The sequence below is a fragment of the Stenotrophomonas sp. 2201_Sma genome, from assembly GCF_056486685.1.
In genome coordinates this window covers 2,995,120-3,019,520 of the sequence record NZ_CM151329.1, presented here as the reverse complement: position 1 = coordinate 3,019,520, position 24,401 = coordinate 2,995,120, and the positions used below count along the sequence as shown (strand labels likewise).

22 protein-coding genes are annotated in these 24,401 nt (G+C 67.1%); 14 read left to right on the top strand and 8 right to left on the bottom strand.

What is annotated here, in order from left to right; translation table 11 throughout:
- Positions 1 to 10 precede the first annotated feature (10 nt).
- The 5 genes from ACZLIF_RS14025 to ACZLIF_RS14005 are packed head-to-tail and all read left to right on the top strand — an operon-like array spanning position 11 to position 7,095.
- Positions 11 to 1,333: a sugar ABC transporter substrate-binding protein gene (locus ACZLIF_RS14025; RefSeq protein ID WP_065175484.1), complete on the top strand. Its 1,323-nt coding sequence runs from the start codon at positions 11 to 13 to the stop codon at positions 1,331 to 1,333.
- Positions 1,330 to 2,211 (top strand): carbohydrate ABC transporter permease, encoded by an 882-nt coding sequence (locus tag ACZLIF_RS14020; protein ID WP_065175483.1) that lies wholly within the window; start codon positions 1,330 to 1,332, stop codon positions 2,209 to 2,211. The genes ACZLIF_RS14025 and ACZLIF_RS14020 overlap by 4 nt, the downstream gene beginning before the upstream one ends.
- Positions 2,208 to 3,044 carry a carbohydrate ABC transporter permease gene (locus tag ACZLIF_RS14015; protein ID WP_053516890.1) on the top strand — a complete coding sequence of 279 codons (837 nt, stop codon included), beginning with the start codon at positions 2,208 to 2,210 and terminating at the stop codon, positions 3,042 to 3,044. The genes ACZLIF_RS14020 and ACZLIF_RS14015 overlap by 4 nt, the downstream gene beginning before the upstream one ends.
- A complete protein-coding gene (locus ACZLIF_RS14010; protein WP_128987927.1) occupies positions 3,041 to 6,208 on the top strand; it encodes a discoidin domain-containing protein in 3,168 nt (1,055 codons plus the stop codon). Before ACZLIF_RS14015 ends, ACZLIF_RS14010 begins: the two co-directional genes overlap by 4 nt.
- Before the next feature lie 2 nt (positions 6,209 to 6,210).
- Complete coding sequence (locus ACZLIF_RS14005; protein ID WP_128987928.1) at positions 6,211 to 7,095, top strand: endonuclease/exonuclease/phosphatase family protein; 885 nt, start codon at positions 6,211 to 6,213, stop codon at positions 7,093 to 7,095.
- A gap of 111 nt (positions 7,096 to 7,206) precedes the next feature.
- Here ACZLIF_RS14005 and rne read toward each other — a convergent pair whose 3' ends face one another.
- A complete protein-coding gene (rne, locus tag ACZLIF_RS14000) occupies positions 7,207 to 10,434 on the bottom strand; it encodes a ribonuclease E (RefSeq protein WP_128987929.1) in 3,228 nt (1,075 codons plus the stop codon).
- Positions 10,435 to 10,842: 408 nt separating this feature from the next.
- On the opposite strand from rne, the gene ACZLIF_RS13995 reads away from it, so the two are divergent.
- Complete coding sequence (locus ACZLIF_RS13995; RefSeq protein ID WP_065181953.1) at positions 10,843 to 11,817, top strand: RluA family pseudouridine synthase; 975 nt, start codon at positions 10,843 to 10,845, stop codon at positions 11,815 to 11,817.
- Positions 11,818 to 12,188: 371 nt separating this feature from the next.
- Here ACZLIF_RS13995 and zupT read toward each other — a convergent pair whose 3' ends face one another.
- The 3 genes from zupT to ACZLIF_RS13980 form a co-directional block, all read right to left on the bottom strand.
- Positions 12,189 to 12,998 (bottom strand): zinc transporter ZupT, encoded by an 810-nt coding sequence (gene zupT, locus ACZLIF_RS13990; RefSeq protein ID WP_053516897.1) that lies wholly within the window; start codon positions 12,996 to 12,998, stop codon positions 12,189 to 12,191.
- Between the two features lie 96 nt (positions 12,999 to 13,094).
- Positions 13,095 to 13,508, bottom strand: a complete 414-nt coding sequence (locus ACZLIF_RS13985) for an energy transducer TonB (protein ID WP_053516898.1) — start codon at positions 13,506 to 13,508, stop codon at positions 13,095 to 13,097.
- Positions 13,505 to 13,855 carry a 4a-hydroxytetrahydrobiopterin dehydratase gene (locus tag ACZLIF_RS13980; RefSeq protein ID WP_053516899.1) on the bottom strand — a complete coding sequence of 117 codons (351 nt, stop codon included), beginning with the start codon at positions 13,853 to 13,855 and terminating at the stop codon, positions 13,505 to 13,507. Before ACZLIF_RS13980 ends, ACZLIF_RS13985 begins: the two co-directional genes overlap by 4 nt.
- A gap of 90 nt (positions 13,856 to 13,945) precedes the next feature.
- Between ACZLIF_RS13980 and ACZLIF_RS13975 the strand changes: the two genes are divergently transcribed.
- Both ACZLIF_RS13975 and ACZLIF_RS13970 read left to right on the top strand, forming a co-directional pair.
- Positions 13,946 to 14,545, top strand: coding sequence for an NfuA family Fe-S biogenesis protein (locus ACZLIF_RS13975; protein ID WP_065175480.1), 600 nt, complete (start codon positions 13,946 to 13,948; stop codon positions 14,543 to 14,545).
- A gap of 10 nt (positions 14,546 to 14,555) precedes the next feature.
- The gene (locus ACZLIF_RS13970) at positions 14,556 to 16,316 is read left to right on the top strand and encodes a hypothetical protein (RefSeq protein WP_128987930.1); all 1,761 of its coding nucleotides are present in this window, start codon (positions 14,556 to 14,558) and stop codon (positions 16,314 to 16,316) included.
- A gap of 122 nt (positions 16,317 to 16,438) precedes the next feature.
- Here the strand turns inward: ACZLIF_RS13970 and ACZLIF_RS13965 are convergent, their stop codons facing one another.
- On the bottom strand, positions 16,439 to 16,852 hold the full coding sequence (locus tag ACZLIF_RS13965) for a barstar family protein (RefSeq protein WP_128987931.1): 414 nt from the start codon (positions 16,850 to 16,852) through the stop codon (positions 16,439 to 16,441).
- A complete protein-coding gene (locus ACZLIF_RS13960) occupies positions 16,849 to 17,307 on the bottom strand; it encodes a guanyl-specific ribonuclease (protein ID WP_128987952.1) in 459 nt (152 codons plus the stop codon). Before ACZLIF_RS13960 ends, ACZLIF_RS13965 begins: the two co-directional genes overlap by 4 nt.
- A 218-nt stretch (positions 17,308 to 17,525) precedes the next feature.
- Between ACZLIF_RS13960 and ACZLIF_RS13955 the strand changes: the two genes are divergently transcribed.
- A complete protein-coding gene (locus tag ACZLIF_RS13955) occupies positions 17,526 to 18,137 on the top strand; it encodes a superoxide dismutase (protein WP_049458515.1) in 612 nt (203 codons plus the stop codon).
- Positions 18,138 to 18,312: 175 nt separating this feature from the next.
- Here the strand turns inward: ACZLIF_RS13955 and ACZLIF_RS13950 are convergent, their stop codons facing one another.
- Positions 18,313 to 19,164, bottom strand: a complete 852-nt coding sequence (locus ACZLIF_RS13950; RefSeq protein WP_128987933.1) for an endonuclease/exonuclease/phosphatase family protein — start codon at positions 19,162 to 19,164, stop codon at positions 18,313 to 18,315.
- Between the two features lie 164 nt (positions 19,165 to 19,328).
- Here ACZLIF_RS13950 and ACZLIF_RS13945 point away from each other — a divergent pair, with 164 nt between their 5' ends.
- Complete coding sequence (locus ACZLIF_RS13945) at positions 19,329 to 20,894, top strand: POT-type proton-dependent oligopeptide transporter (RefSeq protein WP_053516906.1); 1,566 nt, start codon at positions 19,329 to 19,331, stop codon at positions 20,892 to 20,894.
- A 7-nt stretch (positions 20,895 to 20,901) separates the two neighbouring features.
- Positions 20,902 to 21,528, top strand: a complete 627-nt coding sequence (locus tag ACZLIF_RS13940) for a rhomboid family intramembrane serine protease (RefSeq protein ID WP_053516907.1) — start codon at positions 20,902 to 20,904, stop codon at positions 21,526 to 21,528.
- A 55-nt stretch (positions 21,529 to 21,583) separates the two neighbouring features.
- Here the strand turns inward: ACZLIF_RS13940 and ACZLIF_RS13935 are convergent, their stop codons facing one another.
- On the bottom strand, positions 21,584 to 21,745 hold the full coding sequence (locus ACZLIF_RS13935; protein WP_164972342.1) for a hypothetical protein: 162 nt from the start codon (positions 21,743 to 21,745) through the stop codon (positions 21,584 to 21,586).
- Between the two features lie 209 nt (positions 21,746 to 21,954).
- Here ACZLIF_RS13935 and ACZLIF_RS13930 point away from each other — a divergent pair, with 209 nt between their 5' ends.
- The 3 genes from ACZLIF_RS13930 to cfa are packed head-to-tail and all read left to right on the top strand — an operon-like array spanning position 21,955 to position 24,313.
- Positions 21,955 to 22,257: a GNAT family N-acetyltransferase gene (locus tag ACZLIF_RS13930; protein WP_053516908.1), complete on the top strand. Its 303-nt coding sequence runs from the start codon at positions 21,955 to 21,957 to the stop codon at positions 22,255 to 22,257.
- Between the two features lie 36 nt (positions 22,258 to 22,293).
- Entirely contained in the window at positions 22,294 to 23,178 is an 885-nt protein-coding gene (locus tag ACZLIF_RS13925) for a DUF3298 and DUF4163 domain-containing protein (RefSeq protein ID WP_065175544.1), read from the top strand.
- Positions 23,179 to 23,197: 19 nt separating this feature from the next.
- On the top strand, positions 23,198 to 24,313 hold the full coding sequence (gene cfa, locus ACZLIF_RS13920) for a cyclopropane fatty acyl phospholipid synthase (protein WP_065175474.1): 1,116 nt from the start codon (positions 23,198 to 23,200) through the stop codon (positions 24,311 to 24,313).
- Positions 24,314 to 24,401: the final 88 nt, after the last annotated feature.

Here is a 24,401-nt window from a genome sequence, read left to right as displayed (position 1 = left end):
GCTCCATCGCATGCGCCGCTGGGCGCTGCCGGCCCTGGCCGCGCTGGTCGTGGCGGGCTGCGCCCGTACCGAACCGGGCACCACCACCGTGCGCTTCTGGGCGATGGGGCGCGAAGCGGAAGTGGTCAGCGAGCTGATCCACGAATTCGAGGCCGAGAATCCCGGCATCAAGGTGGATGTGCAGAACATCCCATGGACCGCGGCGCACGAGAAGCTGCTCACCGCGTTCGCCGCCGATGGCCTGCCCGATGTCTGCCAGCTGGGCAACACCTGGGTTCCCGAATTCGCCGAGCTCGATGCGCTGACGCCGCTGCAACCGTTCGTGCAGCGCTCGGCGGTGGTCGACCCGAAGGATTATTTCCAGGGCATCTGGGATACCAACGTGATCCATGGCGAGCTGGTGGGCGTGCCGTGGTACGTCGATACCCGCCTGATCTATTACCGCAAGGACCTGCTGGCCAAGGCCGGTTATGACCACCCGCCGCGGACCTGGCAGGAGTGGAACGAACAGATGGCGGCGATCAAGCGCATGCAGGGCCCGAACCGCTATGCCGTGCTGATGCCGATCAACGAGTTCGAGCAGCAGCTGTCGCTGGCGCTGCAGCAACCCGATCCGCTGCTGCGCGACGACGATACCCGTGGCAACTTCTCCAGCCCGGGCTTCCGCCGCACGCTGGCCTTCTACGCCAACATGTTCGAGCAGGGCTGGGCGCCGAAGATGTCCGAGACGCAGATCTCGAATGTCTGGGATGAATTCTTCCGCGGTTTCAACGTGTTCTACATCTCCGGCCCCTGGAACATCCGCGAGTTCAAGAAGCTGCAGCCGAAGGCGCTGGAAGGGCAGTGGGGCACCGCCGCGTTGCCGGGTCCGGATGGCCCCGGTGCGGGCATCGCCGGCGGTACCAGCCTGGTGATCTTCCGCAAATCGCAGCAGAAGCAAGCCTCCTGGAAGCTGATCGAGTTCCTGTCGCGCCCGGAAATCCAGGCCCGTTTCCATTCGATCATCGGTGATCTGCCGCCGCGTCGCAGTGCCTGGGATGCACCGTCCCTGGCCGGTGATCCGCTGGCGGCGGCGTTCCGCGACCAGCTGGAGCGGGTCAGGCCGACGCCCAAGGTGCTTGAGTGGGAGCGCATCGTGCAGGAAATGCGCATCGTCACCGAAAAGGTGGTGCGCGGCGGGATGCCCCAGGACGACGCCGTGGCCGAGCTGGACCAGCGCGTGGACAAGGTGCTGGCCAAGCGTCGCTGGATGCATGAACAACAACGCCTGCAGGAGCGCGCGCCTTCGCCGACGCGTTCAAGCAGCACCCTGGCCGACGGGAGCGCGCAATGAAACGAACTTCGCTGGCCGGATGGATCTTCGCAGGCCCATCGCTGATCGTGCTGGGGGTGTTCTTCGGCCTGCCGGTCGCCTCGGCGCTGGCGCTCAGCGTGACCGACTTCGACCTGTACGCATTGGCCGACAGCAGCAACCTGCGTTTCGTCGGCCTCGGCAACTACATCGACCTGCTGCAGACCCCGATGTTCTGGAAGTCGCTGTGGAACACCAGCTACTTCGTGCTGATCGGTGTGCCGCTGTCGATCGGTGTGTCACTGGGCGCGGCGATGCTGCTGAACGCGCCTGCCGCGCGTTTCAAGGCGCTGTTCCGCACCGCGCTGTTCGCGCCGGTGGTGACCACGCTGGTGGCGGTGGCGGTGATCTGGCGCTACCTGTTCCATACCAGCTACGGCCTGGTCAACTACGGCCTGGGCCATCTGGGCATCAGCCCGATCGACTGGCTGGGCGATCCGAACTGGGCGATGCCTACCATCATGCTGTTCGCGGTGTGGAAGAACTTCGGCTACAACATGGTGATCTTCCTGGCCGGCCTGCAGGCGATCCCGCATGATCTGTACGAAGCGGCGCGGATCGACGGTGCCTCGCGCTGGAAGCAGTTCCTGCACATCACCCTGCCCATGCTCGGCCCGGTGCTGCTCGTGGTCGGAGTGATCACCGTCTCCGGCTACTTCCAGCTGTTCGCCGAGCCTTACGTGATGACGCGTGGCGACCCGCTGCAGAGCACGGTCAGCGTGCTGTATTTCATGTTCGAGGAAGGCTTCAAGTGGTGGAACCTGGGACGCGCCTCCGCGGTGGCATTCCTGCTGTTCCTGATCATCCTGGCGGTGACCACCGTGATGCTGCGCTTTGGCCGCAGGAGGCAGTTGGTATGAGTCGTGAAATCGGCCAGTCGCGCTGGCATCCGTGGTGGATCAACGGCGCGTTGCTGGTGCTGGCCCTGGTCAGCCTGGCGCCGCTGCTGTGGATGGTCTCGGTCTCGTTCATGCCGCAGGGCGAGGCCAGCCATTTCCCGCCTCCGCTGTTGCCCTCGCAGGTGACCACCCACAACTACCACGAGCTGTTCGCGCGTACCGGCATGGGCGGCAATTTCGCCAACAGCCTGCTGGTGTCGCTGGCGATCACGCTGGGTTCGCTGCTGCTCAATACGATGGCCGGCTATGCGTTCGCCAAGCTGAATTTCGTTGGCCGTGAGCGCCTGTTCCAGGTGTTGATGGCGGCGCTGGTCATTCCCGCCCAGGTGGCGATGCTGCCGCTGTTCCTGCTGATGAAGCAGCTGGGGCTGGTCAACAGCTTCGGTGGCGTGATCGTGCCGGCGCTGGCGAGCGTGTTCGGCATCTTCCTGGTGCGGCAGTACGCGCGCTCGATCCCGGACGAACTGCTGGAGGCCGCGCGCATCGACGGGGCAGGGGAGCTGCGCATCTTCTTCCAGATCGTGCTGCCGATGCTCAAGCCGGTGCTGGTGACCCTGGCGATCTTCACCTTCATGGGCGCATGGAACGATTTCATGTGGCCGCTGATCGTGTTGACCGATCAGGAGCACTACACTTTGCCGGTGGCCCTGGCCACCCTCTCGCGCGAACACATCATGGACGTGGAAATGATGATGGCCGGCGCGGTGGTTACCGTGGTTCCGGTGCTGGCACTGTTCCTGGTGCTGCAGCGGTACTACATCCAAGGATTGTTGCTGGGGAGCGTGAAGGGATGAAGGGTGCGATCGCCGTTGGACTGGGCCTGTTGTGGACCTCCCTGGCGATCGCCGCCCCTCCGGCGCTGCCGGCGCCGAAGGTGCTGGACGACTTCGACGATGTCAGTGCCTGGAAGCTGGTGCTGTCCGACCAGGTCAGCGGTTCGCTGCGCCCGGTCAGCGGCGCGGGTGGCGGCCGCGCGCTGTGCCTGGATTACGACTTCCACAACGTATCGGGCTACGTCGGCATCCGTCGCGCGCTGGCGGTCGAGTATCCGGTCAACTACCGCTTCGGCTTCCAGCTGCGCGGTGATTCACCGGCCAATGATCTGCAGTTCAAGCTGATCGACGCCAGTGGTGACAACGTGTGGTGGGTCAACCGCCCCGGTTACAGTTTCCCCAGGTCGTGGACGCCGGTCGAGTACCGGCGTCGGCAGATCGACAAGGCGTGGGGGCCGTCGCCGGAGAAGGAAATGGCGCGCAGCGCCGCAGTCGAGTTCACGATCTACAGCAAGGTCGGCGGACGCGGCACGGTGTGCTTCGACAGACTGACCCTGCAGGGCCTGCCCGCACGGGACGAATCGCCGCTGCGGCCGGAGGTGATCGCCGACACCGCCACGGCGCTGCAGGACCGGATGGTGGACGGCAAGAGCGATACCTTCTGGATCAGCGGTGGGGTGAAGCAGCAGACCATCAGCCTGGACCTGCACAAGAGCCGCGAGATCGGCGGCGCGGTGATCGACTGGCTGCCGGACCTGCAGGCGACCCGCTACACCGTGCGCACGTCCGTGGATGGACGCGACTGGCGCACGGCACGCGAAGTGACCGCCGGTGGCGGTGGCCGTGACTGGCTGGCGCTGCCGGATACCGATGCGCGCTATGTGCGCTTCGACCTGCAGGGAGGTCCGAACTGGCGCTATGGCATCCGTGACATCACGCTCAAGCCACTGGACTTCGCAGCCACGCCCAATGCATTCCTGTCGTCGGTTGCCGCTGACCTCCCACGCGGTGCGGTACCGCGCGCGTTCGTGGGCGAACAGCCGTACTGGACCCTGCTGGGTCTGGATGGCGGCCAGCAACAGGCGCTGATCAGCGAAGACGGTGCGCTGGAGCCTGCCAAGGGCAGCTTCAGCATCGAGCCGTTCGTCCGCCTGGATGGCAAGCTGATCGCTTGGAGCGATGTGGCCATCACCCAGTCGCTGCAGGATCGCTACCTGCCCATCGCCAATGTCGACTGGGTGCATGAGAAGGTGGGGCTGGCGGTCACCGGATTCGTGCAGGGCACGCCCGAGCGTGCGCAGCTGATCGGTCGCTACCGCCTGAGCAATCCGGACAAGGTGGCCCACGAGTACACGCTGGCGTTGGCCATCCGCCCCTGGCAGGTCAATCCGCCAACCCAGTTCCTCAACACCACCGGCGGCTTCAGCCGCATCGACAGCCTCGACGTCGGCGAGCAGCTGGTCCGCATCAATGGCGAGCCACGCATCTACCCGCTGCAGGTACCTGATGCGCGTTTTGCCACCTCTTTCGACGGCAAGCTCGATGCCATGCACCTCGCCTCGGGCAAGCTGCCGGCGACGACCACGGTGAAGGACAGCACCGGCATGGCGTCGGGCGCGCTGCTGTACACGATCACCCTGGAACCCGGGCAAAGCCGCGAAGTGGCGGTGGTACTGCCGCAGACCGGTGGCTGGGCGCCGCAGGCCGTGGACGTGGCAAAGGCGCAGCAGCAGGTTGCCGACATGTGGCGTGCCAAGCTCGGCGTGGTGTCGCTGCAGGTTCCGAAGGCGGGCCAGCCGATGGTCGATACGCTGCGCACCGCGGTAGCGCACATGCTGATCTCGCGCGTCGGGCCAAGCCTGCAGCCGGGCACGCGCTCGTATGCGCGCAGCTGGATCCGCGACGGCGCGATGATCTCCGAGGGGTTGCTGCGCATGGGCCGCAGCGACGCGGTGCGTGACTACCTCAACTGGTATGCGCCGTTCCAGTTCGAGAATGGCAAGGTGCCGTGCTGCGTCGACGCACGTGGCAGCGACCCGGTGCCGGAGAACGACAGCCATGGCGAGCTGATCTACAACATCGCCGAGTATGGCCGCTACACCGGCGACAGCACGTTCATGGAACTGATGTGGCCGCATGTGCAGGGGGCCTATCAGTACATGGAGCAGCTGCGTGCCAGCGAGCGCACCGAGGAGAACCGTGCACGCAACCCGGCCTTCTACGGGATGATGCCGGCCTCGATCAGCCACGAAGGATACTCGGCCAAGCCGATGCATTCGTACTGGGACAACTTCTGGGCGCTGCGTGGCTACAAGGACGCTGCGCTGCTGGCGACGCAGCTGGGCAAGGTGGAGGCGATGCAGATCGCCGAGTCACGCGATCAGTTCCGCGACGACCTGCAGGCATCGCTGCTGTCGGCCATGCAGCAGCACAACATCGATTACCTGCCGGGCTCGGCCGAGCTGGGCGATTTCGATGCGACATCGACGACCATCGCGCTGGCGCCCGGGGGCGAGCAGGGCCGGCTGCCGCAGCAGGCCCTGGAAGCAACCTTCGAGCGTTACTGGAAGGAATTCGTCGCGCGTCGCGATGGCAAGCGCGAATGGAAGGACTACACGCCGTATGAGTGGCGCAACGTCGCCGCCTTCGTGCGCCTGGGCTGGCGCGACCGCGCCTGGCAGGCGACCGAGTTCTTCTTCAAGGACCGTGCCCCGCAGGCATGGAACCAATGGGCGGAAGTGGTCTCGCGGACAGCGCGCAAGCCGTTCTTCGTCGGCGACCTGCCGCATGCATGGGTCGCGTCGGATTTCGTGCGCTCGGCGCTGGACATGTTCGCCTACAGCCGCGACATGGATGAGTCACTGGTGCTGGCCGGCGGCGTTCCAACGGCCTGGCTGCAGGGTGAGGGCATCGCGGTGCAGGGCCTGCGTACGCCGCAGGGGCAGTTGAACTACCGGTTGCGGCGCAGTGACAAGCTGCTGGTGCTGGAGGTGCAGCCCGGCCTGGTGCCACCGGCTGGAGGCGTCGTGCTTCCGTGGCCCTATGCGGGCGAACCGGGTGACGCCACCATCAATGGCGCGCCGGGTGAATGGATCGACCGCGAACTGCATGTGCACGAACTGCCGGCCCGCGTCGAGATCGAAGTGCCGGCGGCAGTGCGTCGCTCCGAGCGCAAGGGACAGTAAGGATGGGTAGGAAGGCATGGCGTGCGCGCGCGGCAGCGTCCGCACTGGGCATGGCGATCGCGCTGGCGCTGCCTGCCGCGGCGATGGCGGACGTACCACCGGCGGACGATGGGGACGCAGCCGCGCGCGCGCCTGGCATGGGCATGGTCACCTTCAACCTGCACCACGACCGCGAGGACTGGCCCAGCCGGCGTCGTACCATCCTGGCAGAACTCAAGCGCCTGCAACCTGATGCGATCGCGCTGCAGGAAGTGATCCAGCGGCGCAACGTGCGCAACCAGGCGCAATGGCTCGCCAGCCAGCTGGGCTACCGATACGTGTTCGTGTCCACCGATCCGGTCGGCGCGCCCAAGCGCTACGGCAACGCACTGTTGACGCGACAGCCGATCCTCGCCCAGGGCGAGCACCTGCTGCTGCCGCTGGACGACTACCGCACGGTGGCGCACCTGCGCATCGAGGTGGAGGGCCGGCCAGTCAACCTCTATGCAACCCATCTCAATGAGCGCAGCGATGAAAGCGGCAAGCGCATCCGGCGGACGCAGGTGGAAGATCTGCTGCGCTTCATCGCCGCAACGTCGGATGGCGCGCCGGTGGTGATCGCAGGTGACTTCAACGCGCTGGTCGATGCGGGTGACCTGAGCGAGCTGCGCAGCCACTATGGCGACAGCTATGGCAGCGTGCATGTGAACACCGACCTGGCGGCTGTCAGCACCCTCAACCGGCATTATTACCAGGCGCCCTCGCGGATCGATCACATCTTCTTCCAGCAGGATCAGCTGGTTGCGCGTGAGGCCAGGCTTCTGTTCGACCAGCCGGATGACAGCGGGCGCTGGGCTTCGGACCATTACGGCGTCTGGACGCGATTGCAGTTCGCGCCGAAACCCTGAACAACGACCCAGCGGCCTATCCCCGGTCGGCACGATACAGCCCGATGCACAAACAGAAACGGCGGGGATCATCGATCCCCGCCGTTCTGCTGTCACCCGATCAACGAGCGGTCAGTTGGCCGGCGGCGTGCGCTTGGCGGCCTCGTCGTCCTCTTCGTCAGCCTTGGCTTCGGCCGCCTGGGCGGCAGCATCGGCATGGCCATCCGCGACCGGGTCGAGGGGCGGCGTCACGACGGCATCGGCGACCGGCGCAGGGGCGTCCACCGGCGGGGCTTCCACGGCCACCGGTGCGACCGGGGCTTCGGCAACCACGACAGGCTCGACGACCGGCTTCACTTGAACCACCGGGGCCGCCTCAACAGCCACCGGTGCGGTTTCAGGCACGGGCGCTGCTTCAACAGCCTCCGGCTTCGACTCCACGACGGGTGCAGGCTCGACCACGACCGGCTTCACGTCCACCACAGGGGCCGCTTCGGCCACGACCGGCGTTGCTTCGATCACCGGTGCGGCGTCCGCCGACGGGGTTGCCGCCGCCACGGGCTGTGCGGGTGTCGCGGCGTCGATGGCGTCGAGCATGCTGGTCTGCACCGGCGATGGTGCCGGTTCTGCCTTGGCAGCGGTCTCGACCGGTGCCGGAGGCGCGGCGGTCACCGGCGCGGCGGCTTCAACCACGGCGCTGCTGACCACGGCGGCCGGTGCGGCGGCGACAGCGGCCGCAACGCGGGCCGGCTTCTCGCCTTCGACGATGGACGGCTCGACGTCATCATCGAAGTCGAACTCCGGCTGCGAGCGGGCGGGCTGCGTGGCTGCAACCGGTGCTGACCCGGCAGCGTGGTCGACACGCGGCTCGGCGCTGTCGGTGCTGTCGGCGTCATCGCCTTCGTCACCGTCATCCTGGTCTTCGCCCAGCGGATCGGTGCCGGCCGCATTCTCGGCGCCACCACGGCGGCGGCGGCGGCCACCACGACGACCACGACGACGGCGGGTCGCGCCTTCGCCGGCCTGCTCGCCCGTGGTGTCGGCAGGTGCCTCTTCGCCCGTCACGGCAGTGGCGTCACCTTCAACGGCGGTGACAGGCGCGACTTCGGCCGGCGCCGCGGTTTCGACCGGCGGCTGTGCGACCACCGGCGCGACCGGCGCCGTAGCCTCCCGCGCGGCCACCGCAGCAGCGGTGATGGCACTGGCCGCCACCGCAGCGGATGCCGTCGCCGTGTCGGTCTGGGCTTCTGCGGCACCACGCTGCGGCTTCTCGGCCGGCTTGTCGCCGTCCTGCTGCGGACGCGGCTGCTTCGGCTGCTTGAGCTTCGGCTGCTGCGGGTTCTGGCCCTGCTGCTCGTTGCGCGGCTTGTTCTGCTGCTGCGGCTGCTGGCCGTCCTTCTGCTTGCCCTGCGGCTGGCCGTTGCCGTTCGTGTTGCCATTGCCACCCTGACGGCCGTCCTTGCGCTGTTCGCCGCGATCCTTGCGGTTGCCGCCCTCCTTCTGCTGCTGCGCATTGCCGTTGCCGCGATTGTCGTCGCGACGGTCCTTGCGGTCCTTGTTGCGATCCTTGTTGCGCTCCCTGCGGCCACCGTCCTGCTGCGGCTGGCGGGCGGCCGGCGGCGCCGGGGCGGGTGCCGGCTCACCACCGAACACGCGCTTGATCCAACCGATCACGCCACCGCCGGTCGACGGGGCGGCGGGCGCAGCCACCACCGGCGCGGGTGCCGCTGCAGCCGGCTCCACTTCCTCACGCACCGGGGCGGGGGAGGTGTGCTTGACCTGGGTCACCACCGGCGGCGGGATGTTCAGCTGGCCCTTGGTGAGGGCGTGCACAGGCAGCTTGCGCGGAGTGCCACGCTGGTAGCTCGGACGGCTGCTTTCCTCGCCCAGTTCGTTCTCACGCAGGCGGGTGACCGTGTAGTGCGGGGTGTGCAGCTGCTCGTCGGCGACGATCACGATCGGCGCTTCATGGCGCTGTTCGATTTCGCGCAGCGCGCTGCGCTTCTCGTTCAGCAGGTAATTGGCGATCTCCACCGGCGCCTGCACCAGCACCTGACCGGTGTTCTCCTTCATCGCGTGCTCTTCGGCCACGCGGATGATCGACAGCGACAGCGACTCGACGCTGCGCATGCGGCCATGGCCATCACAGCGCGGGCAGACGATCTGGCTCGATTCGCCCAGGCTCGGGCGCAGGCGCTGGCGGCTCATTTCCAGCAGGCCGAAGCGCGAGATGCGGCCGACCTGCACGCGTGCGCGGTCGTACTTCAGCGCGTTGGCCAGGCGGTTCTCGACCTCGCGCTGATGCTTGTTGGAGGACATGTCGATGAAGTCGATCACCACCAGGCCGCCCAGATCGCGCAGGCGCAGCTGGCGGGCCACTTCCTCGGCCGCTTCCAGATTGGTCTGGAAGGCGGTGTCCTCGATGTCGCTGCCCTTGGTCGCGCGCGAGGAGTTCACGTCGACGGCGGTCAGTGCTTCGGTCTGGTCGACCACGATCGAGCCGCCCGACGGCAGGCGCACGTTGCGCTCGTAGGCGCCTTCGATCTGCGATTCGATCTGGAAGCGGTTGAACAGCGGGATGTCGTCCTTGTAATGCTTGAGCTTGCGCAGGGTCTGCGGCATTACCTGCTGCATGAATTCCCTGGCGTGCTCGTACATCTCCTCGGTGTCCACCAGGATCTCGCCGATGTCGGCGCGCAGGTAGTCACGCAGGGCGCGCACGATCAGGCGCGATTCCTGGTAGATCAGGAACGGGGCCGGCTTGCTCAGCGCCGCCTCGGCGATCGCCCGCCAGACGCTGAGCAGGTAGTCCAGATCCCACTGCAGCTCTTCCGCATCGCGACCGACGCCGGCGGTACGGATGATCACGCCCATGTCGTCGGGAATGTTCAGCTTGTCCAGTGCGTCCTTCAGGGCCGCCCGGTCTTCGCCCTCGATGCGGCGGGAGACGCCGCCGGCACTTGGCGAGTTCGGCATCAGCACCATGTAGCGGCCGGCCAGGGAGATGAACGTGGTCAGGGCGGCGCCCTTGTTGCCACGCTCTTCCTTGTCGACCTGGACCACCACTTCCTGGCCTTCCTTGAGCAGCTCGCGGATGCCGGCCTTGTTGTGGTCGACACCGGCCTGGAAGTAATCGCGGGAGATTTCCTTCAGCGGCAGGAAGCCATGGCGGCCACCGCCATATTCGACGAAGGCGGCTTCCAGCGAGGGCTCGATGCGGAAGATCCGGCCCTTGTAGATGTTGGACTTCTTCTGTTCCTTCGACGGCTGCTCGATGTCGATGTCATACAACGACTGGCCATCCACGATGGCAACACGCAGCTCTTCAGCCTGCGTGGCGTTGATCAGCATTCGCTTCATTGTTGCGTTCCTCGCAAGCGGCTACCGCGCGGAACGCCATGGGGTTTCGCCTCTGGATACGGCTCGCCACCCATTCGCGCAAGCGCGGGGAGGGGGGCTTGGGTTTCCAGCGCTACGACACCACGGCAGGCCGCGGGAGCGCTTCACTCATATGGTTTTTGGGGTGTTGCAGGGCCGCAGGCAGCTGTCAGCCAGGCTGGAGCGCCACGCGGGACATGTTCAGCACGGTTGCGTGTCAGGCATCCGGCGATGGCCGGGAAGGCCGGTGAGCCGCTAACATGGCCGCCCCGCGGGCGGTGGTCGCGCACTGTGCCGGATTCGTCGGAAGCTGGGCTTCTGGCCCTGAGTAACTTCCAACGAAATCAATCCCTTATCTCGCCCCCCGAGTGTAACAGAATAAACAGCCTGATGACCGCCCAAGACCCCACCAAGCCAGCTGGCGACAAGCCATCCGTGCGCATGATCACCGTTCCCGCCGACCGCGCCGGCCAGCGCCTGGATAATTTCCTGCTCGGCCAGCTGAAAGGGGCCCCGCGCAGTCTGGTCTACAAGCTGGTGCGCAGCGGCCAGGTGCGGGTCAATGGCGGCCGCGCCAAGGCCGAGCGCAAGCTGGAGGCGGGCGACGAGGTGCGGGTGCCGCCGGTCCGTCTCACCGAGGAGGGAGACAAAGCCGGCCCTCCCGAGTCGTTCATGCGGCGTCTGGAGCAGGCCATCGTCTTCGAAGACGCACGGCTGCTGGCGCTGAACAAACCCTCGGGCGTGGCCAGTCATGGCGGCAGCGGGATCAGCTTCGGCGCCATCGAGACCCTGCGCGCCCTGCGCCCGGGCCAGACGCTGGAACTGGTGCACCGTCTCGACCGCGATACGTCGGGCCTGCTGGTGGTGGCCAAGAAGCGCTCGGCGCTGAGCGAGCTGCAGGCGCTGCTGCGTGAAGACCATGGCGCCGGCATCCGCAAGCGTTACCTGACCCTGCTGACCGGGCGCATGCCCGACGGGGTGATGACGGTGGACGCGCCGCTGCACGTGGGCCTGCGCCAGGGCGGTGAGCGACATGTCCAGGTCAATGCGATCGGCAAGGAATCGATCAGTCATTTCCGCGTGCTGGAGCGGCGTGGGGGCCATTCCTATTGCGAGGTGCGCATCGAGACCGGCCGGACCCATCAGATCCGGGTGCACGCCCAGCATCTGGGGCATGCGGTGGCCGGTGACGACAAGTACGGCGATCCTGCGGTGAACAAGCGGCTTCGTGAGCAGATCGGCCTGAAGCGGTTGTTCCTGCACGCGGCCTCGCTGGAGTTCGCGCTGGACGACGGCAAGACCCCCTACGTGCTGAACGCTCCGCTGGCGGATGAGTTGGTCGAGGCGCTGGACCGCCTGCGCTGACGGCGGTTCGGCGGCGCCGGGTGCTTGGTCGGCACCGTCGCTTCCCTGCGATGAGTGGGCTTTTCACTTTCTTTGCTCGTGCAAAGAAAGTAGCCAAAGAAACACGCCGCCATCCGCGCCGGCGCTGCGCGCCGGTGCCCTGCGCTCCTCGGCTCGCTACAAGGCGGACCTGACAGCCGCAGCGTAGACCCATACCCGCACGCAGCCCTTGTACAGTCGAGCCACGCTCGACTGACGCGCGCAGCGCGGGCTTCGCTTTTTCATTCTTTCATCGCGCGGCTGGCGCGCCTATAGCCTGTCAGAGCCTGGTCCAACCCCGGGATCTCGCTCCGCCAGCCGCGAGGGGGCTCAGCCCGTTGGTCGCAACCCGCTCACCACTTGAACAGCACCAGGCTGACCGCCAGCGTTCCCATGCCTGCAACCAGGCCGTACACCGTTTCGTGACCCTTGGCGTAGCGCTTGGCCGCCGGCAGCAGTTCATCCAGGGCCAGGAACACCATCACGCCGGCGATCAGGCCGAACACCCAGCCGAACGTGGCGTGCGACAGCGATCCGGACAGCAGCCAGTAGCCCAGCATGGCCCCCACCGGCTCGGCCAGGCCTGACAGCAGGCTGGCGCCGAACGCATAGAACTTGTTCTGGGTGGCGAAGTACACCGGGACCGCGATTGCGATGCCCTCGGGAATGTTGTGGATGGCGATGGCGAAGGCCAGCGGCATGCCCACCGACGGGCTTTCCAGCGTAGCGAAGAAGGTCGCCAGCCCTTCCGGGAAATTGTGTGCGGTGATCGCCACCGAGGTCAGCAGCGCGACCCGCTTCAGGTACTCGCGGCTGTTCTCGCGGAACGCAGGGTCCTGCTTGTCCAGGCTGTCGTGCGGATTGGGAATGAAGTGATCGATCAGCACGATCACGATCACACCGGCCAGGAACGCCAGCGTGCCGTAGGTGAAGCCGGTGCGCTCGCCATAGGCCAGGGCGAACGACGCGATGGACTTGTTGAGGATCTCCGACAGCGACACGTAGACCATCGCGCCGCCGGCGAAGGCCAGGCCGAACGCCAGCAGGCGCGGATTGGGGCGGCGCGAGAACAGCACCAGCAGGCTGCCGATGGCGGTCGCCAGGCCGGCCGCGAGGGTGACCGCCAGCGCGATCCAGATGTTTTCGGGGGGGATCTGCAGCATGTACCGACGCGGTCCTGGTCAACAGACAACCGCCCCGGGCACTGCCGGGGCAGCAAGGGCGAGGCGGGCGTCGGCTGGCCTCGTCATGGTGTGCGGTCAGCCGCCGCGGCGCAGGCGCTCTTCCACCGCGAAACACTGGTCCGGCTTCGGCTGCGGCGGGTTGAAGCTGACCGGCACCTGGATGGTGGCGGGCACGGCCTGGCCGTTGCGGGTGGCGGCCTTGAACTGCCAGCCCTGCACGGCATTCCTGGCCAGCTCATCCAGCTGCGGGTTGCCCGCGCCGCTCAGCAGGGTCACTTCGCTGGGCTTGCCGTCGGTGCCGATGGTCACCTTGAAGGTGCTGGTGCCGCCCGTACCGGTACAGGCCAGCTCGAGCGGGTACTGCGGCGGCGGCGTCTTCACCGCAGCCACCTCGGTCGGCGGCGGCACGGGCGGCGACGGCTCGGAGGCGCCACAGCCGGCGAGGCCGGTCACGGCGATCAGGGACAGGCTCAGCACTCGCACATTCATGGCAGTTGCTCCGTGAGGGCCGATGTCTTGGCCGCGCAGATGAAGTCGTTCTCGCTCAGGCCGCCGACGTCGTGGGTCGAATAGCGCACCACGGCGCGGTCGTAGTGCACGCCCAGGTCCGGGTGGTGATCCTCGTGGTGGGCGATCCAGGCCAGTGCATTCACAAAGGCCATGGTGGCGTAGTAGTCCTTGAAGCGGAAGGTGCGCAGCAGCGCCTGGCCGCCCTCGGCCAGTTCCCAGCCGGGAATCTGCGGCAGCAGCTCGGCCAGCCGGGCCTCGCCCAGCTTGTGGTCGCTGCCTTTGCGCGGTACGCAACGGGCCTGGGCCAGTGGAATCAGGTCGGCCATGGGAATCTCCACCTCGTGTTGACTGAACAATGCGCCGGACGGTGTATAAACCGAATGAGCGGTTGACACTTACTTGGCTAGAATAGCCTGATGATCCAGATCTCCGACACTGCCCAGACCCATTTCCGCAAGCTGATCGAACGCGAGGGCGCGCCCGGCATGGGCGTACGCCTGAGCGCGGTCGATCCCGGCACTCCGCGTGCCGATGCGCGGTTGGAATTTGCCGAACCCTCGGACCTGCACGGCGACGAGTGGGCCGTGGACTGCGACGGGTTCACCCTGTATGTCGACGCCGGCAGCGTCGGCTGGCTCGATGGTGCGGAGATCGACATCGTGGCTGGCGCGGCAGGTGCCCAGCAGTTGACCATCAAGGCGCCGCGCATCAAGGGCGAAGCGCCCGGGGAGGCCGCTTCGCTGGTCGAGCGTGTGCACTGGGTGGTGGAGAATGAAATCAATCCACAGCTCGCCTCCCATGGCGGCAAGGTCGCAGTGCAGGAAGTCTCGGCCGAGGGCGTGGTGCTGCTGCGTTTCGGTGGTGGCTGCCAGGGCTGTGGCATGGCCGATGTGACCCTCAAGCAGGGCATCGAAAAGACCTTGATGGGCCGGGTACCCGGCGTGACCGCAGTGCGCGACGCGACCGACCACGACAGCGGCCACGCACCGTACATCCCGCGCGGCAACGCCGCCTGATCGCCGACGCGTGCCTCTGCCCAGAGCCGAGCAACTCATCGACCTGCTGCTGGCGCGCCAGCAGCAACCGATCATCCTGGAGAAGAACACGCGCCTGCCTTATGGCTGGGCGCTGTGGCTGCGCTCGCTGAGCCCGTTGCCACGCCCGTTCCATGCCCGCGAGGTGATCGCGGTGCTGCTGCCCAGGCCTCTGCCGGGACGCCCCGGGACGCTGCCGGTGCTGCCCCGCTGGCAGGCGCTGCGGCGCCTGTTGTGGCAGGACTGGGAGCCGGCGCCGCGTGACCAGCGCTGGATGCGCTGGACGTCGGCCGTCGCCAGTGCATTGCTGCACCTGCTGTTCTTCCTGCTGCTGCTGTGGGTGGCGGTGATCCGCACCTCGGTGCCCGCCGAGCAGGGATCCGACGGTGAGCGCGTGCAGATCGAGTTTGTCGGCCGCGCCAGCCAGGAGGGCGGAGGCGACCAGCCCGGCGCCGAATCGGCTGCAGCAGCTGCAGCCGGCCGCACGGCTGCAGGAGACGCGGCAGGATCGGCAACTGCGCCGCAGCCGCGACCGGTCGCGGCGCGCCCGCAGCCATCCCCTGCTGCGGCCCCCGCTGCCGCCAGTACGCCTCCGCAAGCCATGCCGACCGAGCCGGCCCCACCGGCCACGCCGCCGCCTTCGCCGGTCCAGGCGACCGACGTGGCGCAGGCCACGACCGATTTCGTGGTGCCGCCGGTCAGCGTGCCGCGCACCGAAGTGAGCATCGTGCCGCGCGACACAACGCCCAGCGTACGCGAGCGCAGCGTGCAGCCGCTGGAGGCGCCGCCCACACCGCAAGCGCTGCGCACGCCGGATGTGCAGGTGAGGGTGCCGCAGATCCGCCAGCCGCAGGTGCAGGAACGTGAGGTGGCCATCGTGGAGACACCCGTTGTGGCTCCGGCGGTGCGCGCAGCGGAAGTACCGATCCGCGTTCCGCAGCAGGATGTGCAGGTGCGCGAACGCGAAGTGCAGGCGGTTGTCGATCCGCAGGTGCGGATGGCGCCGATCGCAGGCCGTGAGCCTGCAGTACGGGCGCCCGCAGGCCGCGACGTGCAGGTGCGCGAACGTGAGGTGGCGTCTGCACCGGTCGCTTCGCCTGCGCCTTCCAGTGGCAGTGCGGCAACCTCCGCCCCCGCAGCCCAGGGCAGCGCGGCTGCGGTGAGCAGTCCCGCGGCGCGCCCATCAGCCGCCGCCACGACACCGGCACAGGCCGGTGCCCGCCCGACGCCGACCCCGGGCAACTGGGCTACGCCGGCCCGGGGCGACGACTGGGGGGCCTCCGATCGCACTCGTGATGGCGCCCGCAGCGGCGCCGCGCAGGCGAGCAGCGCGGGCCGGGGCAACGGCCTGTTCAATGCCGACGGCAGCGTGCGGGTACCGGGGCAGGACGGCCCCGGCAATGCGGAGCGCGGCGCTCCCGGGGGGGACAACGACGGCTGGAGCAAGGAACGCATCGCCCAGTCGGGGACATGGCTGAAGCGACCGCCCTACGACTACACGCCCACCTCGTTCGACAAATACTGGGTGCCGCAGGAGTCGCTGCTGGCCGAGTGGGTGCGCAAGGGCGTCAAGGCGATGGAGATTCCGCTTCCCGGCACCAGCACCCGGATTTCCTGCGTCATCTCCATTCTGCAGGCGGGTGGCGGCTGCGGCCTGACCGACCCGAACATGCAGGACCAGCCGGCCGTGGCCCGGCCGCCGCCGGATATCCCGTTCAAGAAGGAACTGCAGGAAGACAATGGGAGCCGCTAGCGGCTCCCATTGTCCACGCATGTTTCCTTATCCCCGCGCCGTTGGCGCGCCCCCTTTGAACAACAAGGGGGGCTCTTCGCCGGAACCATTGCGGGCGGCCGGCCTTGGTCGGCGTCGCCCCTTTACTCGCTCTGTGACAGGAACACCCAGAACGGCACGTCGCGGCCGACCCAATCCCGGCAGGCTTCGTCCAGCACGTCGAGCAGGGTGTCGAAATCCTTGGCTGCACCAGCGCGCAGCGCGTCGACATCCGCCAGGAACAGCGCATAACCGCTGGCCGGCAGCCACTGCAGGTCGCGAAGATTGTCCGACAGGGCATCCCAGTTGCCGCCGAAACCGGCCGGGAAGTCCAGCTGCGCGGACAGCCGCGCCAGCAGGGTGCGCTTGTCGGTCACGCCCTCCAGATCGATGCGGATCACCTTCAGGCCGGCATCGCGCATGGCCGCGGCAAGCGCGCCGATGTCCGCGCTGTCGATGGCATACACGCCGGCGTTGTTGATGTCGTGCAGGCCGAGGCCGAAATCATCGTGGCTCATCGAGCGTCTCCGGGGGATGGAACGGTGAAGCTGCGGAATGAGCCGTAATGGTCATCGGTGTAGTACCACGCCTCTGCTGGATCGCCGCCCGTGACGATGCGGCGTGCCCCCCGGTTGCCCGCACCGGGGGTGTCGACCGTGTACTCGCGGTAGTAGCCACGCGGCCGCTGCGGCAGGCGCTGCTCGCGGTTGCCGAAGGTGCTGCCATCCTGGCGGTGCGGGAAGGGCCCGCCCCGCTGGATCAGGGTGATGGTCTGGCGTGCTTCGGCGGGAAGGAAGGCGGGCAGGCCGCTGCGTGCGCCATCGCGGTGTGCCGGGGTGGGGGCAGTCCGGGTCGGGGCGCCCTGCAGGTCCGGCGCGAACTGCGGTGCCGGCGGCCGCTGCATGACGTGGTTGACGACCAGGCCGAGCAGCAGCAGGGCGATGGCAGTGATCAGCAGCCGGGGGTTGCGCATGGGCACGAACGGGTGAGGGTGGTGCATGCACTGTAGCGCCTGTGCGCTGCACGCTGCATGAGGAACCGCCGCGTCACCGCTGCGTAACAATTGCCGGCATGCTCACCGGCAGGACGCAATTTCCTTTACATCCCCCTTGGTAATCTAGTGGTCTGTCCCCATCATTCACCGCGCTACACCCGACACCGTCGGGTGCCCTCGCAATCAGGAGATGCATCATGGCCTATACCCTGCCCAAGCTGTCCTACGCCTACGACGCGCTGGAGCCGCATATCGACGCGGCGACGATGGAGATCCATCACACCAAGCATCACCAGACCTACATCAACAACGTCAACGCGGCGCTGGAAGGCACCGAGTACGCTGACCTGCCGGTGGAAGAGCTGGTGAAGAAGCTGAAGTCGCTGCCGGAGAACCTGCAGGGCCCGGTGCGCAACAACGGCGGTGGCCATGCCAACCACTCGCTGTTCTGGACGGTGATGGCACCGAACGCGGGCGGCAACCCGGTGGGCGACGTGGCCAAGGCCATCGACAAGGACCTGGGCGGTTTCGACAAGTTCAAGGACGCCTTCACCAAGGCGGCGCTGACCCGCTTCGGCAGCGGCTGGGCATGGTTGAGCGTCACCCCCGACAAGAAGGTCGTGGTGGAAAGCACCGGCAACCAGGACAGCCCGCTGATGGAAGGCAACACGCCCATCCTCGGTCTGGACGTGTGGGAGCACGCGTACTACCTGAAGTACCAGAACCGTCGTCCGGAATACATCGGCGCGTTCTTCAACGTCATCGACTGGAACGAAGTCGAGCGCCGTTACCAGGACGCGATCGCCTGAAGGCGGTGACGGGATGACATGAGAAGGCCGGGGGAGACCCCGGCCTTTTTGTTTGCCAGCTTCTGGACGTCGGGCGGGACCTGGTGGGTGCCGACCTTGGTCGGCACGGGCGATGGTGCGAGCGCGGTGGGAATGTGCCGACCAAGGTCGGCACCCACCGGAGCCAAGGGCGGGCCTATTCCGCGGTGGCCGTATCGCCCTGCAGGCGCAGGGTGGCCATCATCCCCAGGCGCAGTCCAGGCAGCTCGCCGTCGGCCGGCAGCAGGATGGGCTGCTGGCGGATGCCACCGAAATGCTTGACCTGGAACAGCACATCCAGGCCGTGACCGCTGGCGCCGCTGGCACCGGAAGCTGACGCTTCCGCCCGGCCGCCCGGGCTGCGCCGGGCCGGCTGGAAGCCCGGCGTAGCGCGCACCAGTTCCACCGTGCCGGCGGAAAAATCGCCTGCGATCACACTGGGCAGGCCTTCTGCGGTCGCGCTGATCCAGGCCATGAGATCGCTGGTCTGGTGCTGGCGGGCCGCCGCTTCATCCGGTTCCGGGCGCAGGCGGGTCACGTAGACATTGACCAGGGCCTCGCCCAGCCGCAGCCGCATCATGCCCGCCGCGCTGAACGTACCGGGCGGGTGCAGCAGGGTCACGCCATCCTCGCTGACCGGCAGCCGCGTCAGCATCGCATTGCCGTGCCGCAGCGGCTGGCTGGGCGGGTCGGCCGTGACGAAGTCGCAGCTGTAGCGCAGCCGATTGGCCAGCCAGCAGGCCGGGTTGCGCCCCTGCTGCTGCCGTACCTGCTGCACCGAGATGACGTCCGGCTGCAGCTCGGTCAACAGCTGCGCCACCTGTTCGCGGCGTTGCTTCCACTGCGCATCGTCCCGCCCGGGCAGTTCCAGGGCCGCCACGGTCAGCTGCCGGGCCTGCGCGTCGAGGGTCGCGGTGTCCGCGGCCTGCTGCGGCCGCGCCGGTGCCGGCAATGCAAGCAGCAACAGGCAGCAGCCGAGCAGGGGGCGGACGAGGACGAGGGCGCGCATAACGATAAGTTTACGCTTTTGTCGTGCAGGTGCCGTGACTTCCGGCAGGGCACCGGTACCGCCTGCCATGGATCGGCGGCGCTGTCATGCAGCCCCGCAGCGTGCTTCCAGCCCGCAGGTTCCGGTAACCTTGCGGCTTTCGCTTTGCAGGAATGCCTTACAGGATGAGCCACGACGCAGTCGCCCCCATCGCCGGCCAGGGAAAGATGCCGCGCCAGATCCCGTACATCATCGGCAATGAGGCCTGCGAACGGTTCAGCTTCTACGGGATGCGCAACATCCTGGTGCAGTTCCTGATCACCTCGCTGCTGCTGCAGGAAATCACTGCGGAAGGCCGTGCCGGTGAAGCCAAGGACATCATGCACAGCTTCATGATCGGCGTGTACTTCTTCCCGCTGCTGGGCGGCTGGCTGGCCGACAGGTTCTTCGGCAAGTACCACACGATCCTCTGGTTCAGCTTGGTCTACTGCGCCGGCCACCTGTGCCTGGCGCTGTTCGAGAACAGCCGCCAGGGCTTCTTCCTCGGCCTGGGCCTGATCGCGCTGGGTGCCGGTGGCATCAAGCCGCTGGTGGCCTCGTTCATGGGTGACCAGTTCGACCAGAGCAACAAGCACCTGGCCAAGCTGGTGTTCGATGCCTTCTACTGGATCATCAACTTCGGCTCGCTGTTTGCGTCGCTGCTGATTCCGCTGGTGCTGAAGAACTGGGGCCCGCAGTGGGCGTTCGGCATTCCGGGCATCCTGATGTTCGTGGCGACCTTCGTGTTCTGGCTTGGCCGCAAGCGCTACGTACTGGTGCCGCTGCCGCCGAAGGACCCGCATTCGTTCGCCAACGTGGCGCGCACGGCGCTGACCGCGCGGGTGGCGGGCCAGGGCCGTCCGGGCCTGGCGATCGCCGTGGCCGGCCTGGTGCTGGCGGTGGCATCGTTCGGCCTGGTCGGCTCGTTGGGCATCGTGATCTGCCTGTGCCTTGCGCTGGTGGCGATTCTGGCTGGTGTCGGTGGCGGCACCTGGCTGCAGCTGGACCGCGCCCGCGCGCACCATCCGGCCGAAGCCGTGGAGGGCGTGCGTTCGGTGCTGCGCGTGCTGGTGATCTTCGCGTTGACCACGCCGTTCTTCTCGCTGTTCGACCAGAAGGCCTCGACCTGGGTGCTGCAGGGACAGCAGATGCAGATGCCGAGCTGGTTCACCGCCTCCCAGATGCAGGCGCTGAACCCGCTGCTGGTGATGATCCTCATCCCGTTCAACAACCTGGTGCTGTACCCGGCCCTGCGCCGCTTCGGCTTCGAGCCGACCGCGCTGCGCCGGATGACCGCCGGCATCGCCTTCAGCGGCCTGGCCTGGATCGTCGTCGGCAGCATCCAGGTGGTGATGGATGGCGGCAATGCCATGTCGATCTTCTGGCAGATCCTGCCGTACGCGCTGCTGACCTTCGGTGAGGTCCTGGTGTCCGCGACCGGCCTGGAGTTCGCCTACAGCCAGGCGCCCCAGGCGATGAAGGGGGTGGTGATGAGCTTCTGGAACCTGACCACCACCATCGGCAACCTGTGGGTGCTGCTGTCCAATGCGGCCGTACGCAACGAAACGGTGACCCACCAGATCGCCGGCACCGGCTTGAGCGAGGCGGCCTTCCTGATGTTCTTCTTCGCCGGCTTCGCCTTCATCGCGGCGTTGGCCTTCGGTTGGTACGCGAAACGCTATCGTATGGTCGACAACTACCGCGCTGCCTGAGCCTGACATGACCCCCGTCAATCTGCTGTTGATCGCCATCACCGCCATCCTGTCATGGAGGGCGTTCAACCACCGCGCGCTGGCCGACCGCCTGATCCTGTGGCCACCGGCCATCGACCGCCACCGCCAGTACGACCGGCTGGTGACCTATGGATTCATCCACGCGGACTGGTCGCACCTGATCTTCAACATGATCACCCTGTTCTTCTTCGGGGGATTCATCGAGAGCGTGATGGTGCAGCTGACCGGCAGCTACCTGACCTATCCGGCGTTCTACATCGGCGCGCTGGTGGTCTCGATCCTGCCGAGCTACCTGAAGAACCAGAAGAATCCGAACTACCTCAGCCTGGGGGCTTCGGGTGCGGTGTCGGCGGTGCTGTTCGCCTTCATCCTGATCAAGCCGTGGTCGATCATCCTGGTGTTCTTCATCCCGGCACCGGCCATCGTGTACGCCGCGTTCTATGTCGGCTACAGCATCTGGATGGACAAGCGCGGCGGCGACCGCATCAACCACAGCGCGCACCTGGCCGGCGCGGCATTCGGCGTGATCTTCATGCTGGCCATGCAGCCGAGCATCTTCACCCACTTCCTGCGCGAACTGTCCAACCCGACCTTCCGCTTGGGCGGCGGTTGAGGGCCTGGGGTCGGATCCGCTGGATCCGGCCCCGGGGCAGGGCCCCCGCTCGTGGTCAGGCCCGGGTCTGCTGGCCGTAGGTGTCCAGCAGGCGGGCGAAGACTTCCTCGCCGATACGCTGGAAGGCCTGCTCGTCGGTCTGGCCTTCCACGGCGAGCTGGAGCAGACCCTCCAGCAGGGCGCGGTCGGTATCGGAATGGGAATCGCTGGGGTGCATCGGGGGCCTCCACGGCAGTCGCACGGTCTACGGTCGCAAGGGCCGTGCCAGCGTGGCCGGACCCCTCCGCAGGCGATAGCGGCCGCGGGCGCTCCAGCTTTAGGGTCGCAAACTGACGTGGAGGGCCTGGACTTGCCCCTGTTCAGGCTTCACGCGATCATGGCGCCCGGCTGCGCACCATCCACGCAGTCGCCGCAGGAGACAGTCCCATGGCTTCGGTCACGCCCCCCGGTCTGGCCTACGAGGTCGATCACGACCAGGCCAACCATCGCTTCACTGCCCGTGTGCGTGGACAGGTGGCGGTGCTCGATTACCAGATCAAGCGCAGACGCATGGTCATCACCCACACCGAGGTGCCCGAGCCGATCGCCGGCCGGGGCATCGCCGGCGAGTTGACCCGCGTGGCGCTGCGGTTCGCGCGGGAGCAGAAGTACAAGGTCGTGCCGGCGTGTGCCTACGCCGAGGCATTCCTGCAGCGGCATGAGGAGTATCACGACCTTCTGGCGGGATGACGCCAGCGGGCTACGCTTAAGCCAGGGCGGGCGATGATGGATGAACATGAACAGGGGATCCCGATGAAGATTGGAAACAACCGGCTGCTGCGCGGAAGCGTGCTGGCCGGTGTGGCAGGCGTGCTGTTGCTGGCGGGCTGCCAGCGTGAAGCCGAAACCCCGGCACCGGTGGCCGACGCGGCGCCGGCGGTCGATGCCTCCGCCACGGGCGAGGCGCCCGCTGCGGAAGCACCGCTCGACCTGCGCGACGTGATCGAGAACAACGAACGCGAGGTGGTGGGCATCAGCTATCCGGCAGGCATCGACCGTTATCCGGGCCTGGCGCGTGCGCTCCAGGACTACGCCACCACGGCCCGCAGCGAGCTGCAGCAGGCGCTCGATGGGCTGGGCAACGACAAGCCGACCATGCCCTACGAACTCTCGCTGAGCTTCGAGAAGGTGCTGGAGACGCCGCAGCTGGTGGTGGTGAGTGCCGATGGCAGCCGTTACACCGGCGGCGCCCACGGCGAACCCCTGGTGGCACGTTTCGTTTGGCTGCCGGAGCAACAGCAGATGCTCAGCGCCGACAAGCTGGTGACCGACAGCAAGGGCTGGAAGGCGATCAGCGATTTCGTCGCGGACCAGCTGCGCGAGCGCGTGGCGACACGCCTCAGCGGCGAGGACATGGAGCCGGCCGAGCTGCAGGAGTCGCTGCGCAATGCATCGCGCATGATCGCCGATGGCACCGGCCCGCAGCCCGACAATTTCAGCCAGTTCCAGCCGCTGACCGACGACAAGGGGCAGATCACCGCGCTGCGCTTTGTTTTCCCGCCCTACCAGGTGGGTCCATACTCGGATGGAACGCAGACCGCCGATGTGCCGGCGGCGGTGCTGTTGCCGCACGTGGCCAAGGATTACGTGGAGCTGTTCGCACGCGGTTGAGCGCAGACGAGGAGGGGGCGTGGATACAGGGTTGCAGGAGCGGGTCAGCGGCCTGCTCCACGAAGCCGGGGTCCGCATTGGCGGCTCCCGGCCACAGGACATCCAGGTACATGATCCGAGGTTCTTCGCACGGGTCATGGCGCACGGTTCGCTCGGCCTGGGCGAGAGCTACATGGATGGTTGGTGGGACGCCAACGTCCTGGACGAATTCCTGGTCCACCTCATGCAGGCGCATCTGGACGAACGGGTGCACGGCTGGCGGGAAGTGGCCGACGCGCTGAAGGCGCGCCTGTTCAACCTGCAGGCCGGGCAGGGAAGCTACGAAGTCGGCCGTCGCCACTACGATCTGGGCAACGATCTGTACCAGGCGATGCTGGGCCGGCGCCTGGTGTACAGCTGTGGCTACTGGCGGCAGGCCGATGACCTGGACGCTGCACAGGAAGCCAAGCTGGACCTGGTCTGCCGCAAGCTGGGATTGCGCCCGGGCCAGCGGGTGCTGGATATCGGCTGTGGCTGGGGCGAGGCCCTGAAGTTCGCTGCTGAACGCTATGGAGTCAGCGGGGTCGGTGTAACGATCTCGCAGGAGCAGGCGGAATTCGCGCGCGAGCTGTGCGCCGGTCTGCCGATCGAGATCCGCCTGCAGGACTACCGCGCGCTGGACGAACCCTTCGATGCGATCTTCTCGATCGGCATGTTCGAGCACGTCGGTGACAAGAACTACCGCAGTTTCTTCGAGGTGGCGCGGCGCTGCCTGTCGCCACGTGGCCTGCTGCTGCTGCACAGCATCGGGACCAACGTGTCGCGGCATCGTACCGATCCGTGGATCGCGCGCTACATCTTTCCCAACTCGATGCTGCCCTCGGCGGCGCAGATCAGCAGGGCATTCGAGGGGCGGTTCGTGCTGGAGGACTGGCACAATTTCGGCACCGACTACGACCTGACCCTGCAGGCGTGGCGGCGCAACGTGGAGGCGGCCTGGCCGCGGCTGGATGCGCGCTATGACGAGCATTTCCGGCGGATGTGGCGCTTCTATCTGGCCGGTTCGATGGCGACCTTCCGTTGCCGGCACGCGCAGTTGTGGCAACTGGTGCTGTCGCCGGAAGGTGTGCCGGGAGGCTATGTGGCGCCGCGATGAAGCCAGAGCGGGGTTAGATCCCTTTCGCAGAAATGGGCTCTGACCCCAATCACAACGAAAAAACCGCCCGGTTTCCCGGGCGGTTCTG